The 15,816-nt window shown below is 71.8% G+C and carries 20 protein-coding genes and 3 tRNA genes; 14 read left to right on the top strand and 9 right to left on the bottom strand.

The genetic code is table 11. The features are described from left to right. Window positions 1–2: 2 nt before the first annotated feature. The 6 genes from serS to AAG827_RS03775 all read left to right on the top strand — a co-directional run bounded on the left by serS (window position 3) and on the right by AAG827_RS03775 (window position 4,788). Entirely contained in the window at window positions 3–1,292 is a 1,290-nt protein-coding gene (gene serS, locus AAG827_RS03800; RefSeq protein WP_341924478.1) for a serine--tRNA ligase, read from the top strand. Beyond that, window positions 1,285–2,112, top strand: a complete 828-nt coding sequence (locus AAG827_RS03795; protein ID WP_341924477.1) for an HAD family hydrolase — start codon at window positions 1,285–1,287, stop codon at window positions 2,110–2,112. The genes serS and AAG827_RS03795 overlap by 8 nt, the downstream gene beginning before the upstream one ends. Continuing rightward, window positions 2,109–2,621, top strand: a complete 513-nt coding sequence (locus tag AAG827_RS03790; RefSeq protein WP_341924476.1) for a GNAT family N-acetyltransferase — start codon at window positions 2,109–2,111, stop codon at window positions 2,619–2,621. Before AAG827_RS03795 ends, AAG827_RS03790 begins: the two co-directional genes overlap by 4 nt. Further along, window positions 2,618–3,421, top strand: coding sequence for an HAD family hydrolase (locus AAG827_RS03785; RefSeq protein WP_341924475.1), 804 nt, complete (start codon window positions 2,618–2,620; stop codon window positions 3,419–3,421). The genes AAG827_RS03790 and AAG827_RS03785 overlap by 4 nt, the downstream gene beginning before the upstream one ends. A gap of 64 nt (window positions 3,422–3,485) precedes the next feature. Beyond that, window positions 3,486–4,142, top strand: coding sequence for a hypothetical protein (locus AAG827_RS03780; protein WP_341924474.1), 657 nt, complete (start codon window positions 3,486–3,488; stop codon window positions 4,140–4,142). 49 nt (window positions 4,143–4,191) lie between these two features. Further along, window positions 4,192–4,788, top strand: coding sequence for a hypothetical protein (locus AAG827_RS03775; RefSeq protein WP_341924473.1), 597 nt, complete (start codon window positions 4,192–4,194; stop codon window positions 4,786–4,788). 11 nt (window positions 4,789–4,799) lie between these two features. Here AAG827_RS03775 and AAG827_RS03770 read toward each other — a convergent pair whose 3' ends face one another. The 4 genes from AAG827_RS03770 to AAG827_RS03755 form a co-directional block, all read right to left on the bottom strand. Continuing rightward, window positions 4,800–5,399 (bottom strand): bacterial proteasome activator family protein, encoded by a 600-nt coding sequence (locus AAG827_RS03770; RefSeq protein WP_341924472.1) that lies wholly within the window; start codon window positions 5,397–5,399, stop codon window positions 4,800–4,802. 17 nt (window positions 5,400–5,416) lie between these two features. Beyond that, the gene (locus AAG827_RS03765; protein ID WP_341924471.1) at window positions 5,417–6,394 is read right to left on the bottom strand and encodes an NAD(P)H-quinone oxidoreductase; all 978 of its coding nucleotides are present in this window, start codon (window positions 6,392–6,394) and stop codon (window positions 5,417–5,419) included. 32 nt (window positions 6,395–6,426) lie between these two features. Beyond that, entirely contained in the window at window positions 6,427–6,750 is a 324-nt protein-coding gene (locus tag AAG827_RS03760; RefSeq protein WP_341924470.1) for a DUF6457 domain-containing protein, read from the bottom strand. 67 nt (window positions 6,751–6,817) lie between these two features. After that, the gene (locus AAG827_RS03755; RefSeq protein WP_341924469.1) at window positions 6,818–7,393 is read right to left on the bottom strand and encodes an NTP transferase domain-containing protein; all 576 of its coding nucleotides are present in this window, start codon (window positions 7,391–7,393) and stop codon (window positions 6,818–6,820) included. 37 nt (window positions 7,394–7,430) lie between these two features. On the opposite strand from AAG827_RS03755, the gene AAG827_RS03750 reads away from it, so the two are divergent. The 3 genes from AAG827_RS03750 to AAG827_RS03740 are packed head-to-tail and all read left to right on the top strand — an operon-like array spanning window position 7,431 to window position 9,539. Next, window positions 7,431–8,201, top strand: coding sequence for a carbon-nitrogen hydrolase family protein (locus tag AAG827_RS03750; protein ID WP_341924468.1), 771 nt, complete (start codon window positions 7,431–7,433; stop codon window positions 8,199–8,201). A gap of 11 nt (window positions 8,202–8,212) precedes the next feature. Beyond that, complete coding sequence (locus tag AAG827_RS03745) at window positions 8,213–9,253, top strand: hypothetical protein (RefSeq protein ID WP_341924467.1); 1,041 nt, start codon at window positions 8,213–8,215, stop codon at window positions 9,251–9,253. A 49-nt stretch (window positions 9,254–9,302) separates the two neighbouring features. Beyond that, on the top strand, window positions 9,303–9,539 hold the full coding sequence (locus AAG827_RS03740) for a biotin/lipoyl-binding carrier protein (RefSeq protein ID WP_309647097.1): 237 nt from the start codon (window positions 9,303–9,305) through the stop codon (window positions 9,537–9,539). Between the two features lie 13 nt (window positions 9,540–9,552). On the opposite strand, the gene AAG827_RS03735 is transcribed toward AAG827_RS03740, so the two are convergent. From AAG827_RS03735 to AAG827_RS03725, 3 genes are all read right to left on the bottom strand, one after another. After that, the gene (locus AAG827_RS03735; protein WP_341924466.1) at window positions 9,553–9,909 is read right to left on the bottom strand and encodes a hypothetical protein; all 357 of its coding nucleotides are present in this window, start codon (window positions 9,907–9,909) and stop codon (window positions 9,553–9,555) included. 36 nt (window positions 9,910–9,945) lie between these two features. Continuing rightward, window positions 9,946–10,033, bottom strand: a tRNA-Ser gene (locus AAG827_RS03730). A gap of 42 nt (window positions 10,034–10,075) precedes the next feature. Next, window positions 10,076–10,450: a hypothetical protein gene (locus tag AAG827_RS03725; protein ID WP_341924465.1), complete on the bottom strand. Its 375-nt coding sequence runs from the start codon at window positions 10,448–10,450 to the stop codon at window positions 10,076–10,078. Window positions 10,451–10,583: 133 nt separating this feature from the next. Here AAG827_RS03725 and AAG827_RS03720 point away from each other — a divergent pair, with 133 nt between their 5' ends. From AAG827_RS03720 to AAG827_RS03710, 3 genes are all read left to right on the top strand, one after another. After that, window positions 10,584–11,048 (top strand): hypothetical protein, encoded by a 465-nt coding sequence (locus AAG827_RS03720; protein WP_341924464.1) that lies wholly within the window; start codon window positions 10,584–10,586, stop codon window positions 11,046–11,048. 104 nt (window positions 11,049–11,152) lie between these two features. Further along, window positions 11,153–11,244 (top strand) — tRNA-Ser (locus AAG827_RS03715). Window positions 11,245–11,511: 267 nt separating this feature from the next. Further along, on the top strand, window positions 11,512–11,649 hold the full coding sequence (locus AAG827_RS03710) for a hypothetical protein (RefSeq protein WP_170259311.1): 138 nt from the start codon (window positions 11,512–11,514) through the stop codon (window positions 11,647–11,649). A gap of 213 nt (window positions 11,650–11,862) precedes the next feature. Here the strand turns inward: AAG827_RS03710 and AAG827_RS03705 are convergent, their stop codons facing one another. Both AAG827_RS03705 and AAG827_RS03700 read right to left on the bottom strand, forming a co-directional pair. Further along, window positions 11,863–12,870 (bottom strand): LuxR family transcriptional regulator, encoded by a 1,008-nt coding sequence (locus AAG827_RS03705; RefSeq protein ID WP_341924463.1) that lies wholly within the window; start codon window positions 12,868–12,870, stop codon window positions 11,863–11,865. Window positions 12,871–12,987: 117 nt separating this feature from the next. After that, window positions 12,988–14,829, bottom strand: a complete 1,842-nt coding sequence (locus AAG827_RS03700; protein ID WP_341924462.1) for a phosphoenolpyruvate carboxykinase (GTP) — start codon at window positions 14,827–14,829, stop codon at window positions 12,988–12,990. A 370-nt stretch (window positions 14,830–15,199) separates the two neighbouring features. Here AAG827_RS03700 and AAG827_RS03695 point away from each other — a divergent pair. Together AAG827_RS03695 and AAG827_RS03690 are read left to right on the top strand one after the other, a co-directional pair. Next, window positions 15,200–15,272, top strand: a tRNA-Arg gene (locus tag AAG827_RS03695). 131 nt (window positions 15,273–15,403) lie between these two features. Further along, window positions 15,404–15,814 (top strand): hypothetical protein, encoded by a 411-nt coding sequence (locus AAG827_RS03690; protein WP_341924461.1) that lies wholly within the window; start codon window positions 15,404–15,406, stop codon window positions 15,812–15,814. The last annotated feature ends 2 nt before the right edge of the window (window positions 15,815–15,816 follow it).

Below are 15,816 nucleotides of genomic sequence, written 5' to 3'. Positions count from 1 at the left end.
TCATGATCGATCCGCGCATCCTCCGAGAAGACCCAGACCGCGTCCGAGCCGCCCAGGCCAAGCGCGGCCTGTCCGACGAGGTGGTCGATCGCGCGCTGTCGGCCGACACGGCCCGCCGGGAGGCCATCGCGACCTTCGAGGCGAGGCGCAGCGAGCAGAAGAAGCTCGGCAAGCTGATCCCCCAGGCGCAGGGTGACGAGAAGGCGGCGCTGCTCGCCCGGACCAAGACCCTCGCCGCCCAGGTCAAGGAGGCCGAGGCCGCCCAGGCGGTGGCCGAGGAGGAGTGGCAGCAGGCGCTGCTCTCGATCCCCAACCTGGCCGCCGACGAGGTGCCGGCCGGCGGTGAGGACGACTTCGTCGTGCTCGAGACCGTGGGCACGCCCGCGACCTTCGACTTCGAGCCGCGCGACCACGTCGAGCTCGGTCGGATGCTCGGCGCCATCGACCTCGAGCGCGGCGCCAAGGTGTCGGGCTCGCGCTTCTACTTCCTCACCGGCGTCGGCGCCGAGCTGGAGTTCGCGCTGATCAACCTCGCCAACGAGACGGCCCGCGAGTTCGGCTTCACCCAGGTCATCGCCCCGTCGATGGTCAAGCCCCGCGCGATGGAGGGCACCGGCTTCCTCGGCCAGGCCGCCGACGACGTCTACCGCATCGAGGGCCAGGACATGTACCTCGTCGGGACCTCCGAGGTCCCGATGGCCGCCTACCACTCCGACGAGATCCTCGACGGCGCGACGTTCCCGCTGCGCTACGCCGCGTTCAGCCCCTGCTTCCGCAAGGAGGCCGGCTCGCACGGCAAGGACACCAAGGGGATCATCCGGGTCCACTGGTTCGACAAGGTCGAGATGTTCGTCTACACCACGCTCGAGGACTCCTACGCCGAGCACCAGCGCCTGCTCGACATCGAGAAGGCGTTCCTCGACAAGCTCGAGCTGGCCTACCAGGTGATCGACACCGCGGCCGGCGACCTCGGCCTGTCCGCGCAGCGCAAGTTCGACTGCGAGGCGTGGATCCCCACCCAGGGCAAGTACCGCGAGCTCACCTCGACCTCCAACTGCACCGAGTTCCAGACCCGGCGCCTCGACACCCGCGGCCGCTTCGCCCTCGACGACGGCAGCGGCGGCACCGAGGTCCGGGCGGTCGCCACGCTCAACGGCACCCTGTGCGCCGTCCCGCGCGCGATCGTGGCCATCCTCGAGACCCACCAGCAGGCCGACGGCTCGGTCAAGGTGCCCCAGGCGCTCCAGAAGTGGCTCGGCCGCGAGGTCCTGGAGCCGGTGACCGGTGGCTGAGGACTGGAAGCCGGGCATCGTCGCCCTCGACATCGACGGCACCCTGCTCAAGTGGATCGAGGGCGCCGGCACGACCTACGAGCAGGTCGAGCCGGCGGTCTACGACGCCATCCACCGCGCCCTCGACGCCGGTGCCCACGTGGTGCTCGCCTCGGGCCGCTCCCCGCACGGCATGACCCCGATCGCCGATCTGCTCGACCTGCGCGGCCAGGACGCCGAGCGGCTGTGGATCGTGGCCAGCAACGGCGCCGTGGTGTTCCGCTACCCGCCGCTCGAGGTGGTGCACGAGGAGACCTTCGACGCCGGTCCGGCGGTCAAGCTCATCCTCGAGCGTCAGCCGACCGCCCGCGTCGCGGTCGAGGAGCGCGGCATCGGCTATCGCGTCAGCACGCCCTTCCCCGAGGGTGAGCTCTCCGGCGACATGATCGTCACGCCCGTCGAGGAGCTCGTGGCCGGTCCGGTCAGCCGTGTGATCATCCGCGACCCCGACGCCAGTGCCGAGCAGTTCGTCGAGCTGGCCAAGTCGCTCGGGCTGCACGGCACCAACTACGTCGTCGGCTGGACCGCCTGGCTCGACCTCTCGCCGGTCGGGGTCTCCAAGGCCTCCGGGCTCGGCCACGTCGCCTCGGCCCTCGGCCTCACGGCGGCCGACGTGCTGGCCATCGGCGACGGTCGCAACGACATCGAGATGCTCCAGTGGGCCGGTCGCGGGGTCGCCATGGGCCAGGCGGTCCAGGAGGTCCTCGACGTGGCCGACGCCGTCACCGAGTCCGTCTACGAGGACGGCGCGGCGGTCGAGATCGACCGCTGGTTCCGGTGACTGCGGACGCCGGCGACGCCACCGACTCCGGCCACGTCCCGTCGCTGCCCGCCCTGATCAGCTCCGAGCGCCTGCGGCTGATCCCGATCAGCAGCGCCGACGCCGCCGACATGCTGGCCGGTCGTCACCAGGACCGTTGGCACCCCGACTACCCCCGCCGCGACGACGTGGACGCGGCGACCATGGTCAAGGACGGCGACACCTGGGGGCCGCGCCACGTGGTCCTCGGGATGCTCGCGGTCGGCTCGATCGGCTGCTTCGGCCCCCCCGTCGACGGCGAGACCGAGGTCGGCTACGGACTCGTGGAGGCGGCCCGCGGCCGTGGTGTGGCCACGGAGGCGCTGCGCGCGCTGGTCGCACAGACCGACCTCGTCGGCATACGACTGCGCGCGAGCGTGCGTCCCGACAACCGCGCCAGCGTCCGGGTCCTCGCCACGTGCGGCTTCACCGAGCTGCGCGGGAGCAACGAGGACGGCGAGCTGGTCATGGCCCGGCCGCTGCCCGCATGAGCACGCCGCGGCTCGTCGCCACCGACCTCGACGGCACCCTGGTCGGCACCGACGGCGCCATCAGCGAGCGCACCGCGTCGGTGCTGCGGGCCGTGGAGGACCTCGGCGTGCCGGTCGTCTTCGTGACGGGCCGGCCGCTGCGCTGGGCGGCCGAGGTGTTCGAGCACGTCGGCTCCCACGGCCTCGCGGTCGTCAGCAACGGTGCCGTGGTCTGGGACGTCGCGGCCGAGCGGGCCCGGCTCGAGCGCCCGATCGACCCGGCCCTCGGCCTCGATGTCTGCCGCGCCCTGCGCGCGGCGGTGCCGGGCACGACGTACGCCGTGGAGGACCTCGACGGGATCGCCCTGGAGCCGGAGTTCCTCGAGCGCTACCTGGTGCCCGACGGCAGCCGACGGGCGCCGCTCGAGGAGCTCTTCGACCGCCCCGCCCTCAAGCTGCTCGCCCGGCACGAGGAGCTGGACCCGCAGGAGTTCTGGGCGCGGGCCGAGGTCGCCACCGAGGGGCGGCTCGTCATCACCTGGTCGTCCTCCACGTCCTTGCTGGAGATCAGTGCGCCGGGCGTCACCAAGGCGTCGACGTTGGCGCTGCTCTGCGACGAGCTGGGCGTCGCGGCGGCCGACGTGGTCGCCTTCGGGGACATGCCCAACGATCTGCCGATGCTCGGCTGGGCCGGCACGGCCTACGCGATGGCCAACGCCCACCCGGACGTGCTCGGCGTCGCCCACCACGTGGCGCCGCACCACGACGAGGACGGCGTCGCGCAGGTGCTCACCGAGCTGTTCGGGCTCGCCGGCGGATGACGGAGGCCGGTCGGGGCCGTGCGCCGACTGGTGTCCGTCACCACCGATCTGTTGTGATGAGCGCGTGCTCGCAGCCGCCCGTCGCCTCCTCACCCCCCTCCTGACAGCCCTCGTGCTGGCCTTCGGGATGGTCGGTGGCCTCGTCGCGCTCGGTGCTGCGCCCGCCCAGGCGGCCTGCACCTGCGCCCAGGCCGCCCAGACCGGGGCCGACTCGTTGATGGAGCGCATCAAGGACGCCGACGCCGTCTTCACCGGCACGGTCGCCTCCTCGACCCGCTCGGAGGGCACCGGGGCCGACGCGGTCGTCAGCATCACCAACGAGGTCGTGCTGGACCGGGTCTACAAGGGCCGGATCGACGACGTCGACCAGACCGTCCTCACCACGCAGCGCACGCAAGCGACGTGCGGCCTGGGGCAGCTCCAGGTCGACTCCCGCTACGTCTTCATCGTCGCCTCCGACAGCACGGTCGAGGGCGCCTGGACCGACGACGGCTGCTCCGGCACCCGGGCGGCCACCTCCGCCCTGATCGCGGAGGTCCAGGGCGTGCTCGGCGGGGGGCGCTCCGCCACGCCCGCGCCGGAGCCGGCGCCCGCCGTCCTCACCGATGTCGACACCAGCGAGCCCACCTCGCTGAGCCGCGCCGCGGCTCCCGGCCTCGCCCTCGTGCTCGTCGGCTTCCTCGGCCTGATCCTCGTCGGCCGGCTCAACGCCCGACGCTGACCCCGCGGGCGCCGCGGAACGGGCCGGCACCTCCCGGCGTCCCACCCGCATGTCGCTCCTCCGCCGCGCCCTCACGTCGCTGCTCGTCGCCCTCCTCGCCGCCGTCCTTGCCCTGGCGGGCCTGGTGCTCGTCGGAGCCCCGGCCCAGGCCTGCTCGTGCGCCATGGAGGGTCCCCGCGGCGCGATCGACCGCGCCGATGCGGTCTTCGCCGCCGCCGTCCTCGACCGCTCCGTCGACGGCCGCGGCCTCGCGTCGTACGACGTGCGGGTGCAGCGGGTCTACAAGGGCGAGCCGGTGGGTGACGTCGTGGTCACCTCGTCCGCCAGCGGCGCGTCGTGCGGGCTGGAGGGGGTATCACCCGGCCGGACGCAGCTCTTCCTGGTGACCGGCTCGGGCTCGGCCTACGCCGGCAACCTGTGCCTCGGCTTCGGGGTCAGCGAGGGCGACGCGCGTCGGCTCCTCGGTCCACCCGCGGAGTCGACCGCCGCGGTGGCGCCGACGCCCCCGGGCGCGGTCACCGACGGCGGCGGCATCGGCGTGCGCGTCGACGACGACCCGAGGTGGCCGTGGGTCCTCGGCGGCGGTCTCGGGCTGGTGCTCCTCGTGCTGGCGCTGCGGCGGGTGCTGGTGGGCAGCTGGCGCTAGGGCCGACCGACCTACAGGTACATCCCGCTCGACGACCCGGGCCGTCCGTCGTCCTCGGGCGGCGACGCCATGCCGCCGTCGGCCTGAGGCGCGCCACCCATGCCGGGTGGCAGCCCGCGCCGCATCTGCTCGAACTGCGCCCGCGCCGCCATCTGCTGCGCGTAGATCGCGGTCTGGATGCCGTGGAAGAGTCCCTCGAGCCAGCCGACCAGCTGGGCCTGGGCGATCCGCAGCTCGCCCTCGGAGGGCACGTCGTCGCCGCTGAAGGGCAGGGTGAGCCGGTCGAGCTCCTCGATCAGCTCGGGCGCGAGGCCCTGCTCGAGCTCCTTGATGGAGGCCTGGTGGATCTCCTTGAGGCGCACGCGGCTGGCCTCGTCTAGGGGCGCTGCCTTCACCTCCTCGAGGAGCTGGCGGATCATGCTGCCGATCCGCATCACCTTGGCGGGCTGCTCGACCAGGTCGGTGAGCGCGCGCTCGCCCTCGCCGTCCTCGTCACCGCCCTCGTCCTCGGGGGCCTGCTGCAACGCGGAGGCCGGCAGGGTCCCGATCGGCTTGCCGTCGGGACCGATGATGACGACCTGCTGCTCCTGCTCGTCGGGCTGCTCGCTCATGTCCGCCACCCTATGCGTCAGACGGTCAGCACGATCTTGCCGGTGTGCTCGCCCGACTCCATCAGCTCGTGCGCGGCCACCACGTCGTCGAGCGACATGGTCCCGTGCACGATCGGCCGGACCAGGCCCTCGGCTACGAGCGGCCAGACCAGCTCGACCAGCGACGCGCAGATCGTGGCCTTCTCGTCGCTCGGTCGCGAGCGCAGCGAGGTCGCGATGACCGCGCCGCGCTTGCGCAGCAGCGCGTTGATGTCGAGCTCGCCCTTGCTGCCGCCCTGCATGCCGATGATGACCAGCCGGCCCTCGGTGGCCAGGGCCTCGACGTTGCGCTGGAGGTACTTCGCGCCCATGTTGTCCAGGATCACGTCGACCCCGCCGCCATCGGTCGCGGCCTTCACCGCCTCCACGAAGTCCTCGTCGCGGTAGTTGATCGTCACGTCGGCACCGAGCGACGCGCAGAACGCGAGCTTGTCGGCCGTGCCGCCCGTCGTGAACACCCGCGCCCCCAGGGCCGAGGCCAGCTGGATCGCAAAGGTGCCGATGCCGCCGGCGCCGCCGTGCACGAGGAAGGCCTCGTGGGGCTTGAGGCCGGCGACCATGAAGACGTTGGACCACACCGTCGCCGCGACCTCGGGCAGCGCCGCGGCCGTCACTAGGTCGACGCCGTCGGGCACCGGCATCACCTGTCCAGCAGGTACGACGACCCGTGACGCGTAGCCGCCTCCCGCCAGCAGCGCGCACACCTCGTCGCCGACCGACCACTGCTCCACGCCCTCGCCGACGGCGGCGATCGTGCCGCTGCACTCCAGCCCGATCACGTCGGAGGCGCCGGGCGGCGGCGGGTAGAAGCCCTGGCGCTGCAGCAGGTCGGCACGGTTGATCGCGGTCGCGACCACCGCGATGGCGACCTCGCCGGGCCCGGGCTCGACGTCGGGGACCTCGTGGACGGACAGGACCTCGGGGCCACCGGCTGCGGTGGCGATCACGGCACGCATGGGGGCCAGTGTGCCCCAGGTCAGGGCGGGGGTCAGTCGTCGAGCGCGTCGCCGGTGTGGTCGACGCCGCTGTCGTCCGGGACCGGCGGGTCGATGTCGAGCGGGTCGCGGAAACCGGCCGGGCGGTCCCAGCCCTCGGCCAGGCCCTGCGCCATCGCGGCGAGCTTCTCGACCGTCTCGGGATCGGCCTCGCGTGACCCGGCCGCGAAGCCGAGGAGGTAGGCCGTGACGGGTCCGGCGCTGCGCTCGACGTTGTCCATCGCGATCCGGCTCAGGTCGTTGAGGAGCCCCTCGTCGACCTCGGCCTCGAGGTCGAGGACGTCGCAGAGCTCGTCGATCCAGTCGTGCAGGTTCACGACGACCAATCTGCTCGCATGCGGTGCCGGCCGCAACCCCCAGTGCGCAGAAGGCCCCCGAGGGAGCTCACTCCGCGAGGTCGCGCAGGTCCGTCCACGTGTCGACGTCGCGGTGCTCGTCGCCGTCGGCCGCGACCTCCGCCAGCGACAGCTGCGAGAGCAGCCGGTGCAGGGGCATGTCGTGCTGGGACTCGTGGTCGGGCCGGACCGCGTCGAGCCGCCCGACGTCGACCACCATCGCGAGCTGCCGACGACCGTCGGGGTCGACGAGGGCGGCCCCGTCGTGGCCCGGGGTCGCCTCGAGCAGGCGGCGGAAGGTCAGCGGACCCACCCGCGGCATGTCGACGGCGAGGACGGCCAGCCAGGGCGTGGAGCGCAGCAGCGCGTCGCGCCCGGTGAGCAGGGCGGCGACGGGACCGCCGTACTGCGGGCTCTCGACGGTGAACGTCACCGGCCGCTCGGTCGGCACGGACTCCCCGACCACGACGACCTCGGTGGCGTCGATGACCGCGTCGATCGCACGCGCGAGCAGCGTGCGGCCGCCGAGCTCGACCGAGGCCTTGTCCACGCCGCCGAGGCGGGCACCCCGCCCACCGGCGAGCACCACCGCGCTGAAGGAGCTGAGGCCCACGTCGATCTCCACGTGCCGAGTCTCCCACCGGGAGTGGCAGGCTGGCCCGGTGACGTCCCCCACGCTCCACGTCAGCCTCGTGCAGCAGGCCTCCGGCCTCGACCCGGCCGACAACCGCGCCCGCCTCGAGGCACTGGTCCCCGGCGGCAGCGACCTGGTGGTCCTGCCCGAGGCCTTCGCCCGCGACTTCGGCGAGGCCGGCTCCGACGTCGCGGCCTACGCCGAGAGGCCGGACGGGCCGTTCGGCGCCGAGCTGGCGCGGGTCGCGCGGGAGCGCGCGACGACCGTCGTGGCCGGGATGTTCGAGGCCAGCGACGACCCCACGCGGCCGTGGAACACGCTGCTGGTGCGCGGCGCGGTCGAGGCGTCCTACCGCAAGGTCCACCTCTACGACTCGTTCGGCTACCGCGAGTCCGACCGGTTGCTGGCCGGCGAGGTCGTGCCGACCGTGGTCGAGGTCGGAGGGTTCCAGGTGGGCCTCATGACCTGCTACGACCTGCGCTTCCCCGAGATGGCACGCGCGCTGGTCGACCGGGGCGCCGAGGTGCTGGTGGTCCCCGCGGCGTGGGTCGCGGGGCCGCGCAAGGTCGACCACTGGCGCACGCTGGTGCGGGCACGGGCCATCGAGAACACGGTGTTCGTGGTCGCCGCGGGCCAGCCCGGGCCGCGCTACTCCGGCCACTCGCTCGTCGTCGACCCGATGGGCGACGTGCTCGCCGAGGCCGGGGACGACGCGACGGTGCTGGGCGCCACCCTGGAGCGCTCCGCCCTCGACGCGGCCCGTCGTACCAACCCCTCGTTGGCCAACCGCCGTCTGTAGCCTGGCTCCTCGTGTCCAGGACTGCCGCTCGCCGCCTCGAGGACAAGCCGCCCAGCGCCGGGCAGAGGGTCGTGACCGCGCTGGGACGCGGTCGCACGCCGGTGGCGTCGTTCCTGGTGCTCGTGGGTGCCGGCCTGGTCGCCCTGGTCTGCGGGACCGTGCCGGTCGGGCCCGACTGGCTGCCCGGCGCCGGCTCGGTGGTCGTCGCCAGCACCTATGCCTGGGCACTGGCCGCGCGCACCGGTGGTCGACCGGTCGTCTTCGGCACCCTCGCGATCGTCCTGGGTGTCGTGACGCTGGTGACCGACGACGACTCGCTGCGCACCGGCGCAGCGGTCATGACCTGCGTGGTCGCCGCGGTGCTCGCGGTGATGGCCACGGTGCCGGCGGTGCGCTTCGTCCACGCGGTGCGCGAGTGCGTCCTCGCCGTGCTCATCGCCGGGGTGGGCGCGCTGGCCACCGTCGGCTTCGAGCCGGCGATCACCGTCGTCCGCTTCGAGTACGCCACCTTCGGGCTGTCCCTCGTGGGCGCCCTGCTCGTGGTCTACCGGCTCGGCGCCGGCTTCCACGGCCTCGGTCGCCGCGGCCTGGTCATCGTCGTGGTCGGCATGGTGGTCCTGGCGGTCACGCTGCTCTACGCCGAGCTGCTGCGCCGCTACGGCGCCTCCGGGCTGGTCGAGTCGCTGCTCGACATGGTGCGCTGGAGCCGCGCCAACCTGGGCGCCTTCCCGCGGCCCATCGAGACCGTCCTCGGCATCCCCGCCCTGGCGTGGGGCTGCCACATGCGGGCCCGTCGTCGTCAGGGCTGGTGGGTCTGCGCGTTCGGCGTCGCGGCCACGTCGGCGGCCGCCAACTCGCTGGCCAACCCGGCGATCGCGCTGAGCGAGAGCGCGCTGTCGGTGCTCTACGGGCTCGTCGTCGGCCTGCTGCTCGCGCTGGTCGTGATCCGCATCGACCTCGCGCTCACCGGCTCCCGGGGCAGTCGCAGCCGGCGCGCCGAGGAGGCCGCCGCCGTACGACCCGAGCCGGCGCGGACCAGCGCCCTGCTCTGAGGCCCGGTCGGTTCCCCGGTACCGCTCGGTAACGACTAGCGTCCCTGACATGGCCCGTGAACAGGTGACCGAGATCCTCGCCGAGATGGTGGCCAACGTGCTGTCCACCTCCGTCGCAGTCGGCGACACCGTGGCCCCCGGCGACAGCGTGATGCTGCTGGAGTCCATGAAGATGGAGATCCCGGTCCTCGTCGAGGTCGCCGGCACCATCCGCGCGGTCAAGGTCGGCCCGGGCGACGTCGTCCAGGAGGGCACCGTCCTCGTGGAGATCACGCCCGCCGGCTGATCCGCCGCAGCGGTCAGCCCGCCTGGAGCAGGAACAGCCCGGTCGCCACCAGCGCCAGGACCAGCCCGAGCAGGGCCAGTCGCCGCCGCAGGACCTGGGCGTCCGTGGCGGCCCCTTCGCCGTCGCCGTACGGCGAGCCCGCGCCGGCGCGTCCACCGACCACGGCTGCGACGACGAGGCAGCCGATCCCGACCAGCTGCACCAGCAGCCGCGCCCACGAGCCGCTCTGCGCCGCCTCGACCACCACGATCACCAGCAGCACGACGGCCAGGCACACGAGCCCGAAGCGCAGGTTGGAGGCCGCGGCCGGATGGGCTCCCGCCCGCGGTGTCGCGGGGGCGGTGTCGTCGTGGCGTCCCGAGTCGTCCATGGCGTCATCGTGCCCCACGGGCCCGGCCGGCCACACTGGCAGAGGGGGCGGGATTCGAACCCGCGGTAGGTCTCCCTACGACCGCTTTCAAGGCGGTTCCGATCGGCCGCTCCGGCACCCCTCCGTGCACGTCCGCAGACGTACGACGCAGGAGTCTAGTGCGACCTCACTCCGAGCCGCCGAGCTCCATCTCCACGTCGTCGTAGGCGATGTCGTGGAGGCGCTGCACGTGGTGGCTGATGTCGACCAGCAGGCGCTTGACGTCGTCGCGCACGCGCTCGACGTCGGCGGTCTCCAGGACGCTGGGACCGAGCGCGCCGAGGCGGCCGAGGAGCTGGTTGCGCTCGCGGAAGGCCGTGCCACCGCGCGCGGCCAGCCAGCCGTCGTCGGGGTCGGTGCTCTCGCCGATCAGCGCGTCGCGCACGAGGGTGATCCGCTGGCGCACGACCCAGCGCCAGTTGCCCAGGGCGACCCCGTCGGAGCGCGGGACCTCGAGGGCAGCGTCGAGGCTGCGGAGGGCGGAGCTGAGTGCTGGCGTCACGACGGTCACGGCAACCTCCCGGGTGGCCCGGCATCCGGTCGAGGGTCGGGTGGGATCTCGAGCATGGCGGTTGGAGCGGGCCACGACAAGACCGGGTGGCGAGCTGATGGGCGCCTTGTGTTGAATCGTCTCCATGACCGCCCCCGAGACGTCCGACTATCGGCTCTCCCGACCCTTCGTCGCCCGGTTCGTCGGGGCCTACCTGCTGGTCTTCGCCCTCGTGGTCTTCGGCTTCACCGGCTTCGTGGCCGTCACCGACTCGCTGCCCCCCGACGTCCTCGTGGTGCTGCTGGTCGTCGGGCTGATCGGCCTGTTCTGGCTGGGCTCGTGGCTGCGCTCCAAGGCCTACGTCGTCCGGCTCGGCGCGGAGGGCTACGAGGTCAAGATGATCCGCGGCGCCGGCGTCAAGCAGGCCGCCTGGAGCGAGGTCGAGGACGTCGTCACGGCGAGCCCCCGCGACATCCCGTGTGTCGTGCTGCGCCTGAGCGGTGGACGCACGACGACCGTCCCGGTCGAGGCCCTCGCCGTCGACCGCGAGCAGTTCGTGCGCGAGCTCCAGGACCACCTCGACCGGGGCCTCGGGCTGCGTCCGATCTGAGCCGGTCCAGCCGGGTGTCCGTCGACAGGAGGGGTGATTGGTCCTCCGGCGGCCGGTCCTTGTAGCCTGTGCGGGCTGCTCCAGGCCGCGTGCCTGGAAGTGGAGGAGGCGTCGCCTAGTCCGGTCGATGGCGCCCGCCTGCTAAGCGGGTTGAGGATAAAACCTCTCGCGGGTTCAAATCCCGCCGCCTCCGCCAAGCGTCCGGTACCTTTCGTCGCACGACGAAGGGTGCCGGGCTCTTCGCAGCACGGATGACCCCAAGCCGCTCCCTCCCAACTTCACAAATTCTCCCGCCCACCTACCCCACGTGGGGGATCGGGCCACTGCAGTGCAGATGTGTGCACTGCAGGATTCTGCAATGCACATTTATGAGGCAACCGATCGCTGTCACGCCTCGGCTCCTACCGAGCAGACTCGGGGCACGGGCCATTCCGTGGGCCCTTTCAACGAAGGTGGGACTCCCATGAACATTGCTCGCAAGGTTGGCATCACGGTCGCTGCGACGGCCATCTCGCTCGGCCTCCTCGGGGTCTCCGCCCCGGCGCACGCCAAGGACAGCAGCTGGGGCTGCGGCGGCTACTGCAAGGTCTCCACCAAGTAGCTCCCCCCGGCTCGCCCACACACGTGAGACCCGGACCCAACTTCCCCCCCACTTGTTGGGTCCCAGTGCCACCCCCCGGCCGGTCTCCACGATGAGCGAGGGCGGTGACCCGATCCAGACTCGAGTCACCCCCCTCGCCGCATTTCAACACGGGCATGCGCCGTGCGACCAGACCCCCGGAGGCATCGCCTCTGTCGCTGTCGGGCTGCGGCGTCAGTCGGTCTCCGCGGTCTCCTCGGTGCCCGAGACGCCCTGCTGGCCCATCGTGTAGCCCAGCTGGAAGCGGGTCTCGGCCTCGTACTCGTCCTTGAGGTCCGCCACGTAGCCGGCGTAGGTCCGGGGACTGACCCCGAGCCGCTTGGCGCTCACCGGGTCGGAGTGGCCCTCGATGAGCATCCGGATCGTCATCGCGCGCTGCTCGGCGGCGATGCCCTTCATCATCGTGGTGTCGCGGTTGGTGAAGGGGCGAGCCCGCTCCCAGGTGCGCTCGAAGATGTCGACCAGGTAGGCCACGACCGACGGCTCGCGGATCGCGATCGCCACCCGGAGGTCGTCGCGCCCCGGGATGACGGCGATGCGGCGGTCGAAGACCAGCATCCGGTTGAAGAACTCGTCGAGCGTGCGCACCTCCGCACCGCGGGCGGTGACAGCGGCGACGTACTTGTGCGTGACCGAGCTGCGTCGCGCGCTGTGCTGGTAGAGCGTGCGCATCTTGGTGCCGCGCTCGAGCATCTGGGTGTCGCGCAGCGCCGCGGCCGCCAGCGACTGCGCGTCGCGCCCGGTCTGGGGCTGCGCGGTGAGCAGCTCCTCCTCGCACTCGGAGACCAGGCCGGTGAGGAAGGGCCCGATCGCCTCGTCGTGGATGTGGGTGAAGGGTCCGCGCACGGCCGACATGGGCGAGCGACGCCAGGTCTGGGTGAGGCCACCGAAGACCCGTGCCCAGTGCGACGACTCGTCGAGCAGCCGCGCGCCCTCCTGGCTCAGCGGGGAGACGACGCGCGACTGGATGCTGCTGGGGTCCTCGGGGACCCAGGTGTCGGTCTCCTTGTCGAGCAGCACCAGGCCGAGCTCGACGAGCAGGTCGAAGGCGGGTCGCTGCTCGGAGCCGGGGGCGATGCGGGGATCGCCGGTCGGGATGCCGCCGAGGCCGACGATGGTCTCGAAGAGCCGGGCCGAGGCACTCTCGAAGAGGGCGCGCTCGTCCGGGCCGTAGCTCGCCACCACCCCAACCTCCTTGTCCAGCCTGCCCCTTTGTCCCGCGGTCATGCTCCCACACAGCCCAACGGCCCCGCCCAGGTCAGACCTGGGCGGGGCCGTTGCGGTGTCAGCGGTGAGGACTCAGTCCTCCTCGGCCTCCAGGGCCGCGGCGACGCGACGGTGCGCCTCCCAGATCTCCTCGGGCAGCCGGTCGAACTGCTTGAGGTGCTCCTCGCGGAAGCCCATCTCCTGCTTCCAGCGCTCCACGTCGATGGTGAGGATCTTCTCGAGGTCCTCGGGCTTGGTCGACATGCCGTCCAGGACCAGCTCGTCCTCGGTGGGGATGATGCCGACCGGGGTCTGGCGGCCCTTGACCTCGCCGTTCTTGAGCTGGAGCAGCCACAGCAGCGGGCGCAGGTTGTCGCGGTAGCCGTGCCACAGGAAGTGGCCGTCCTCCGGGTCGCGCTGGAACCAGTTGACGTGCGCGAAGATCGGCTGCTCCTTGGCGGCGCCGACGATCTTGAGGTAGTGCGCGGCGTAGTCGCCCTCGCCGTAGGCCATGAAGGGCCGGTTGGACATGGGGTCGTAGCGCAGCTGGCCCTCGACGCCCTCGGCGGCGGCCGTGGCCTCGGCGCCGAGCGTCAGGCCGTCGTAGACGCCCTCGGCGAGGTCAGTGATCGCGCGGATCAGCGGCTCGCGGTCGCGGGTGCGGCCACCGAAGATGATCGCGTCGATCGGGACGCCCTTGGCGGCGTTGTAGTCGGGCGCGATGTTGGGGACGTTGTCGAGCGTCGTGGTGAAGCGGCTGTTGGGGTGCGCCCAGGGCAGGGTGTCGCCCTCCTCGCGCTCCGCGATGGGGGAGCCCTTCCAGTCCAGCCAGCCGGCGAGGTCGGCGGGCGGCTCGGCGGTGCGGCCCTCCCACCAGACCTCGTGGGTCTGGGCGTTGTAGGCGATGTTGGTGAAGATCGTGCCGGTGCCCGTGTCGACCGAGTGGAGCGCGGTCGGGTTGGTGACCTCGTTGGTGTCCTTGGCGACACCGAAGACGCCGTACTCCGGGTTCATCCCGTAGAGCTTGCCGTCCTCCTCGTCCACCCACAGCCAGGCGATGTCGTCGCCGTAGAAGGAGACGTGGTAGCGATCGCCGAGGGCGTCGGGGGCCAGCATCATGGCCAGGTTGGTCTTGCCGGAGGCACTCGGGAAGCCGCCACAGATGTGGTAGGTCTTGCCGGTCTCCTTGTCGTGGATCCCGATGAGCATGTACTGCTCGGCGAGGAACTTCTTCGAGGCCCAGCCGTCGTACGCCGCCTGGCGCAGGCCGTGGGCGATCTTGCCCAGGAGCGCGTTGCCGCCGTAGGACGAGCCGTAGTGCAGGATCGTGCGCTCGTCGGCCACGGTCACGAAGTAGCGCTGGTCGTCGGGGGTGCCCTGGCCGAGGTTCTCCAAGTCGCCGGTCACGTGGACGGCCTTCACGAAGCTGTCGGGGTCCTCGAGCTCGTTGACGAAGTCGATGCCGACGCGGGCCATGCGGATCATGTGCAGGACCACGGTGCGGGTGTCGGTGAGCTCGACGCCGGCGGCCCAGGGCGACAGCGTGTTGCCCGGAGGTGCCATGAGGTAGGGGATGACGTACATCGTCTTGCCGGCGGAGGCGCCGCGCATGCGGTCCTCCAGCATCGGCTTCATCTCCGAGGCGGGGCGCCAGTTGTTGTAGACGCCCTTGTCCTCGGGGTTGCTCGTCGCGACGATCGTGCGCTCCTCGGAGCGCGCGGTGTCCTTGTGGTAGCTGCGCGAGTAGTAGCGACCCTCGCCGGCGGGCTCGAGCTCGCCCGCCTCGAGTGCCTCCTGGATCAGGCGCGCGTCATCGGCGGCGCTGACGACCTCGATGCGCTCGGCGCCCGTGAGCTCGGCGTAGTAGTGGACGTATTCGCGGACCTTGGGGTTGGTGACCCCAGCTGCGTCCAGTGCGGCCTCGACATTGGGCATCGTTGCTGTTCCCTCTCGCGCATTCACGGCCCCAGCCCGGAGACTGTGGTCCGCGCCGTCGAGCGTGTCGACGGAGGTGTCGTGGAGTTGTGGTTGCATCGCGCGGCTTCGTTGGCGGCGACAAGTTGCGGTGAGGCTACTCGTGGCGCTAGGGGGGACCTATTGGATCGTTCAACGGCACGTGTCCCACCTCACACACGACCAAAGCCCCGGCCCCGTTGGTCGAGCAGTGACGAGCGCAGCGAGGAACGCCCCGGCCACGTTGGTCGAGCAGTGACGAGCGCAGCGAGGAACGCCCGTCGAGACCGATTTCGTCGTCGTAGACCGGTTCGGCTATTGTCATCCAGTCGCGCGGCACGCCGTCCGACCCGCGCCTGTAGCTCAACGGATAGAGCATCTGACTACGGATCAGAAGGTTTGGGGTTCGAATCCCTACAGGCGCACAGAGCACCTCAGGCCCGGTCCGCTGGACCGGGCCTGACGCATTTCTCGGCACGACGACCATCCCGACGCCGTCAGATCTCCGGTGGGAGACTGCGCGGGGTGAGTTGTTCGCCCACGAAAGGGGTGTGCCGTGTCGCTGCTGACCGAGGTGCTGGTGGTGAGCGGGGTGGCCTTGGATCTCGTGGGCGCCGGCGTGCTGTCACACGCCCACAACGCTGAGTCCATCGTCGAGCTGCGTGAACAGATCGGCGACGAGGGCGTGGCGGTGGGGGAGGATGACGCGTTGTCGACCCACGCCGCGCTCCTGGCGGAGAAGCGCATCGGGTTCTTCCTGCTGACCCTCGGGCTGGTCCTCTACCTGAGCGGGCTGGTCCTCAAGAGCTCGGAGAGCGTTGGCTTGATGGCGTCGGTCGCGGTGGGAGCCGTCGTGGCGGGTCTGGCGATCAGCGTGGTCTTCATCCGCGTGGTGGGCCCCCGGGTCCGTGAGCAGGCGCTCAAGGCCGCCGAGCAGGAGGACCCGGACGCTCTGCCGGAGCAGTAGAG

Source organism: Nocardioides psychrotolerans (assembly GCF_943371775.1).
GTDB classification, from domain to species: Bacteria; Actinomycetota; Actinomycetes; order Propionibacteriales; family Nocardioidaceae; genus Nocardioides; species Nocardioides psychrotolerans_A.
This window is presented reverse-complemented; position numbering and strand designations above follow the sequence as displayed.

What these genes read in the sequence shown, in the direction of transcription:
- serS (WP_341924478.1), top strand. Translation starts at nt 3, where the DNA reads ATGATCGATCCGCGCATCCTCCGAGAAGACCCAGACCGCGTCCGAGCC.
- AAG827_RS03785 (WP_341924475.1), top strand. Translation starts at nt 2,618, where the DNA reads ATGAGCACGCCGCGGCTCGTCGCCACCGACCTCGACGGCACCCTGGTC.
- AAG827_RS03775 (WP_341924473.1), top strand. Translation starts at nt 4,192, where the DNA reads ATGTCGCTCCTCCGCCGCGCCCTCACGTCGCTGCTCGTCGCCCTCCTC.
- AAG827_RS03770 (WP_341924472.1), bottom strand. Translation starts at nt 5,399, where the DNA reads ATGAGCGAGCAGCCCGACGAGCAGGAGCAGCAGGTCGTCATCATCGGT.
- AAG827_RS03765 (WP_341924471.1), bottom strand. Translation starts at nt 6,394, where the DNA reads ATGCGTGCCGTGATCGCCACCGCAGCCGGTGGCCCCGAGGTCCTGTCC.
- AAG827_RS03740 (WP_309647097.1), top strand. Translation starts at nt 9,303, where the DNA reads ATGGCCCGTGAACAGGTGACCGAGATCCTCGCCGAGATGGTGGCCAAC.
- AAG827_RS03735 (WP_341924466.1), bottom strand. Translation starts at nt 9,909, where the DNA reads ATGGACGACTCGGGACGCCACGACGACACCGCCCCCGCGACACCGCGG.
- AAG827_RS03720 (WP_341924464.1), top strand. Translation starts at nt 10,584, where the DNA reads ATGACCGCCCCCGAGACGTCCGACTATCGGCTCTCCCGACCCTTCGTC.
- AAG827_RS03710 (WP_170259311.1), top strand. Translation starts at nt 11,512, where the DNA reads ATGAACATTGCTCGCAAGGTTGGCATCACGGTCGCTGCGACGGCCATC.
- AAG827_RS03700 (WP_341924462.1), bottom strand. Translation starts at nt 14,829, where the DNA reads ATGCCCAATGTCGAGGCCGCACTGGACGCAGCTGGGGTCACCAACCCC.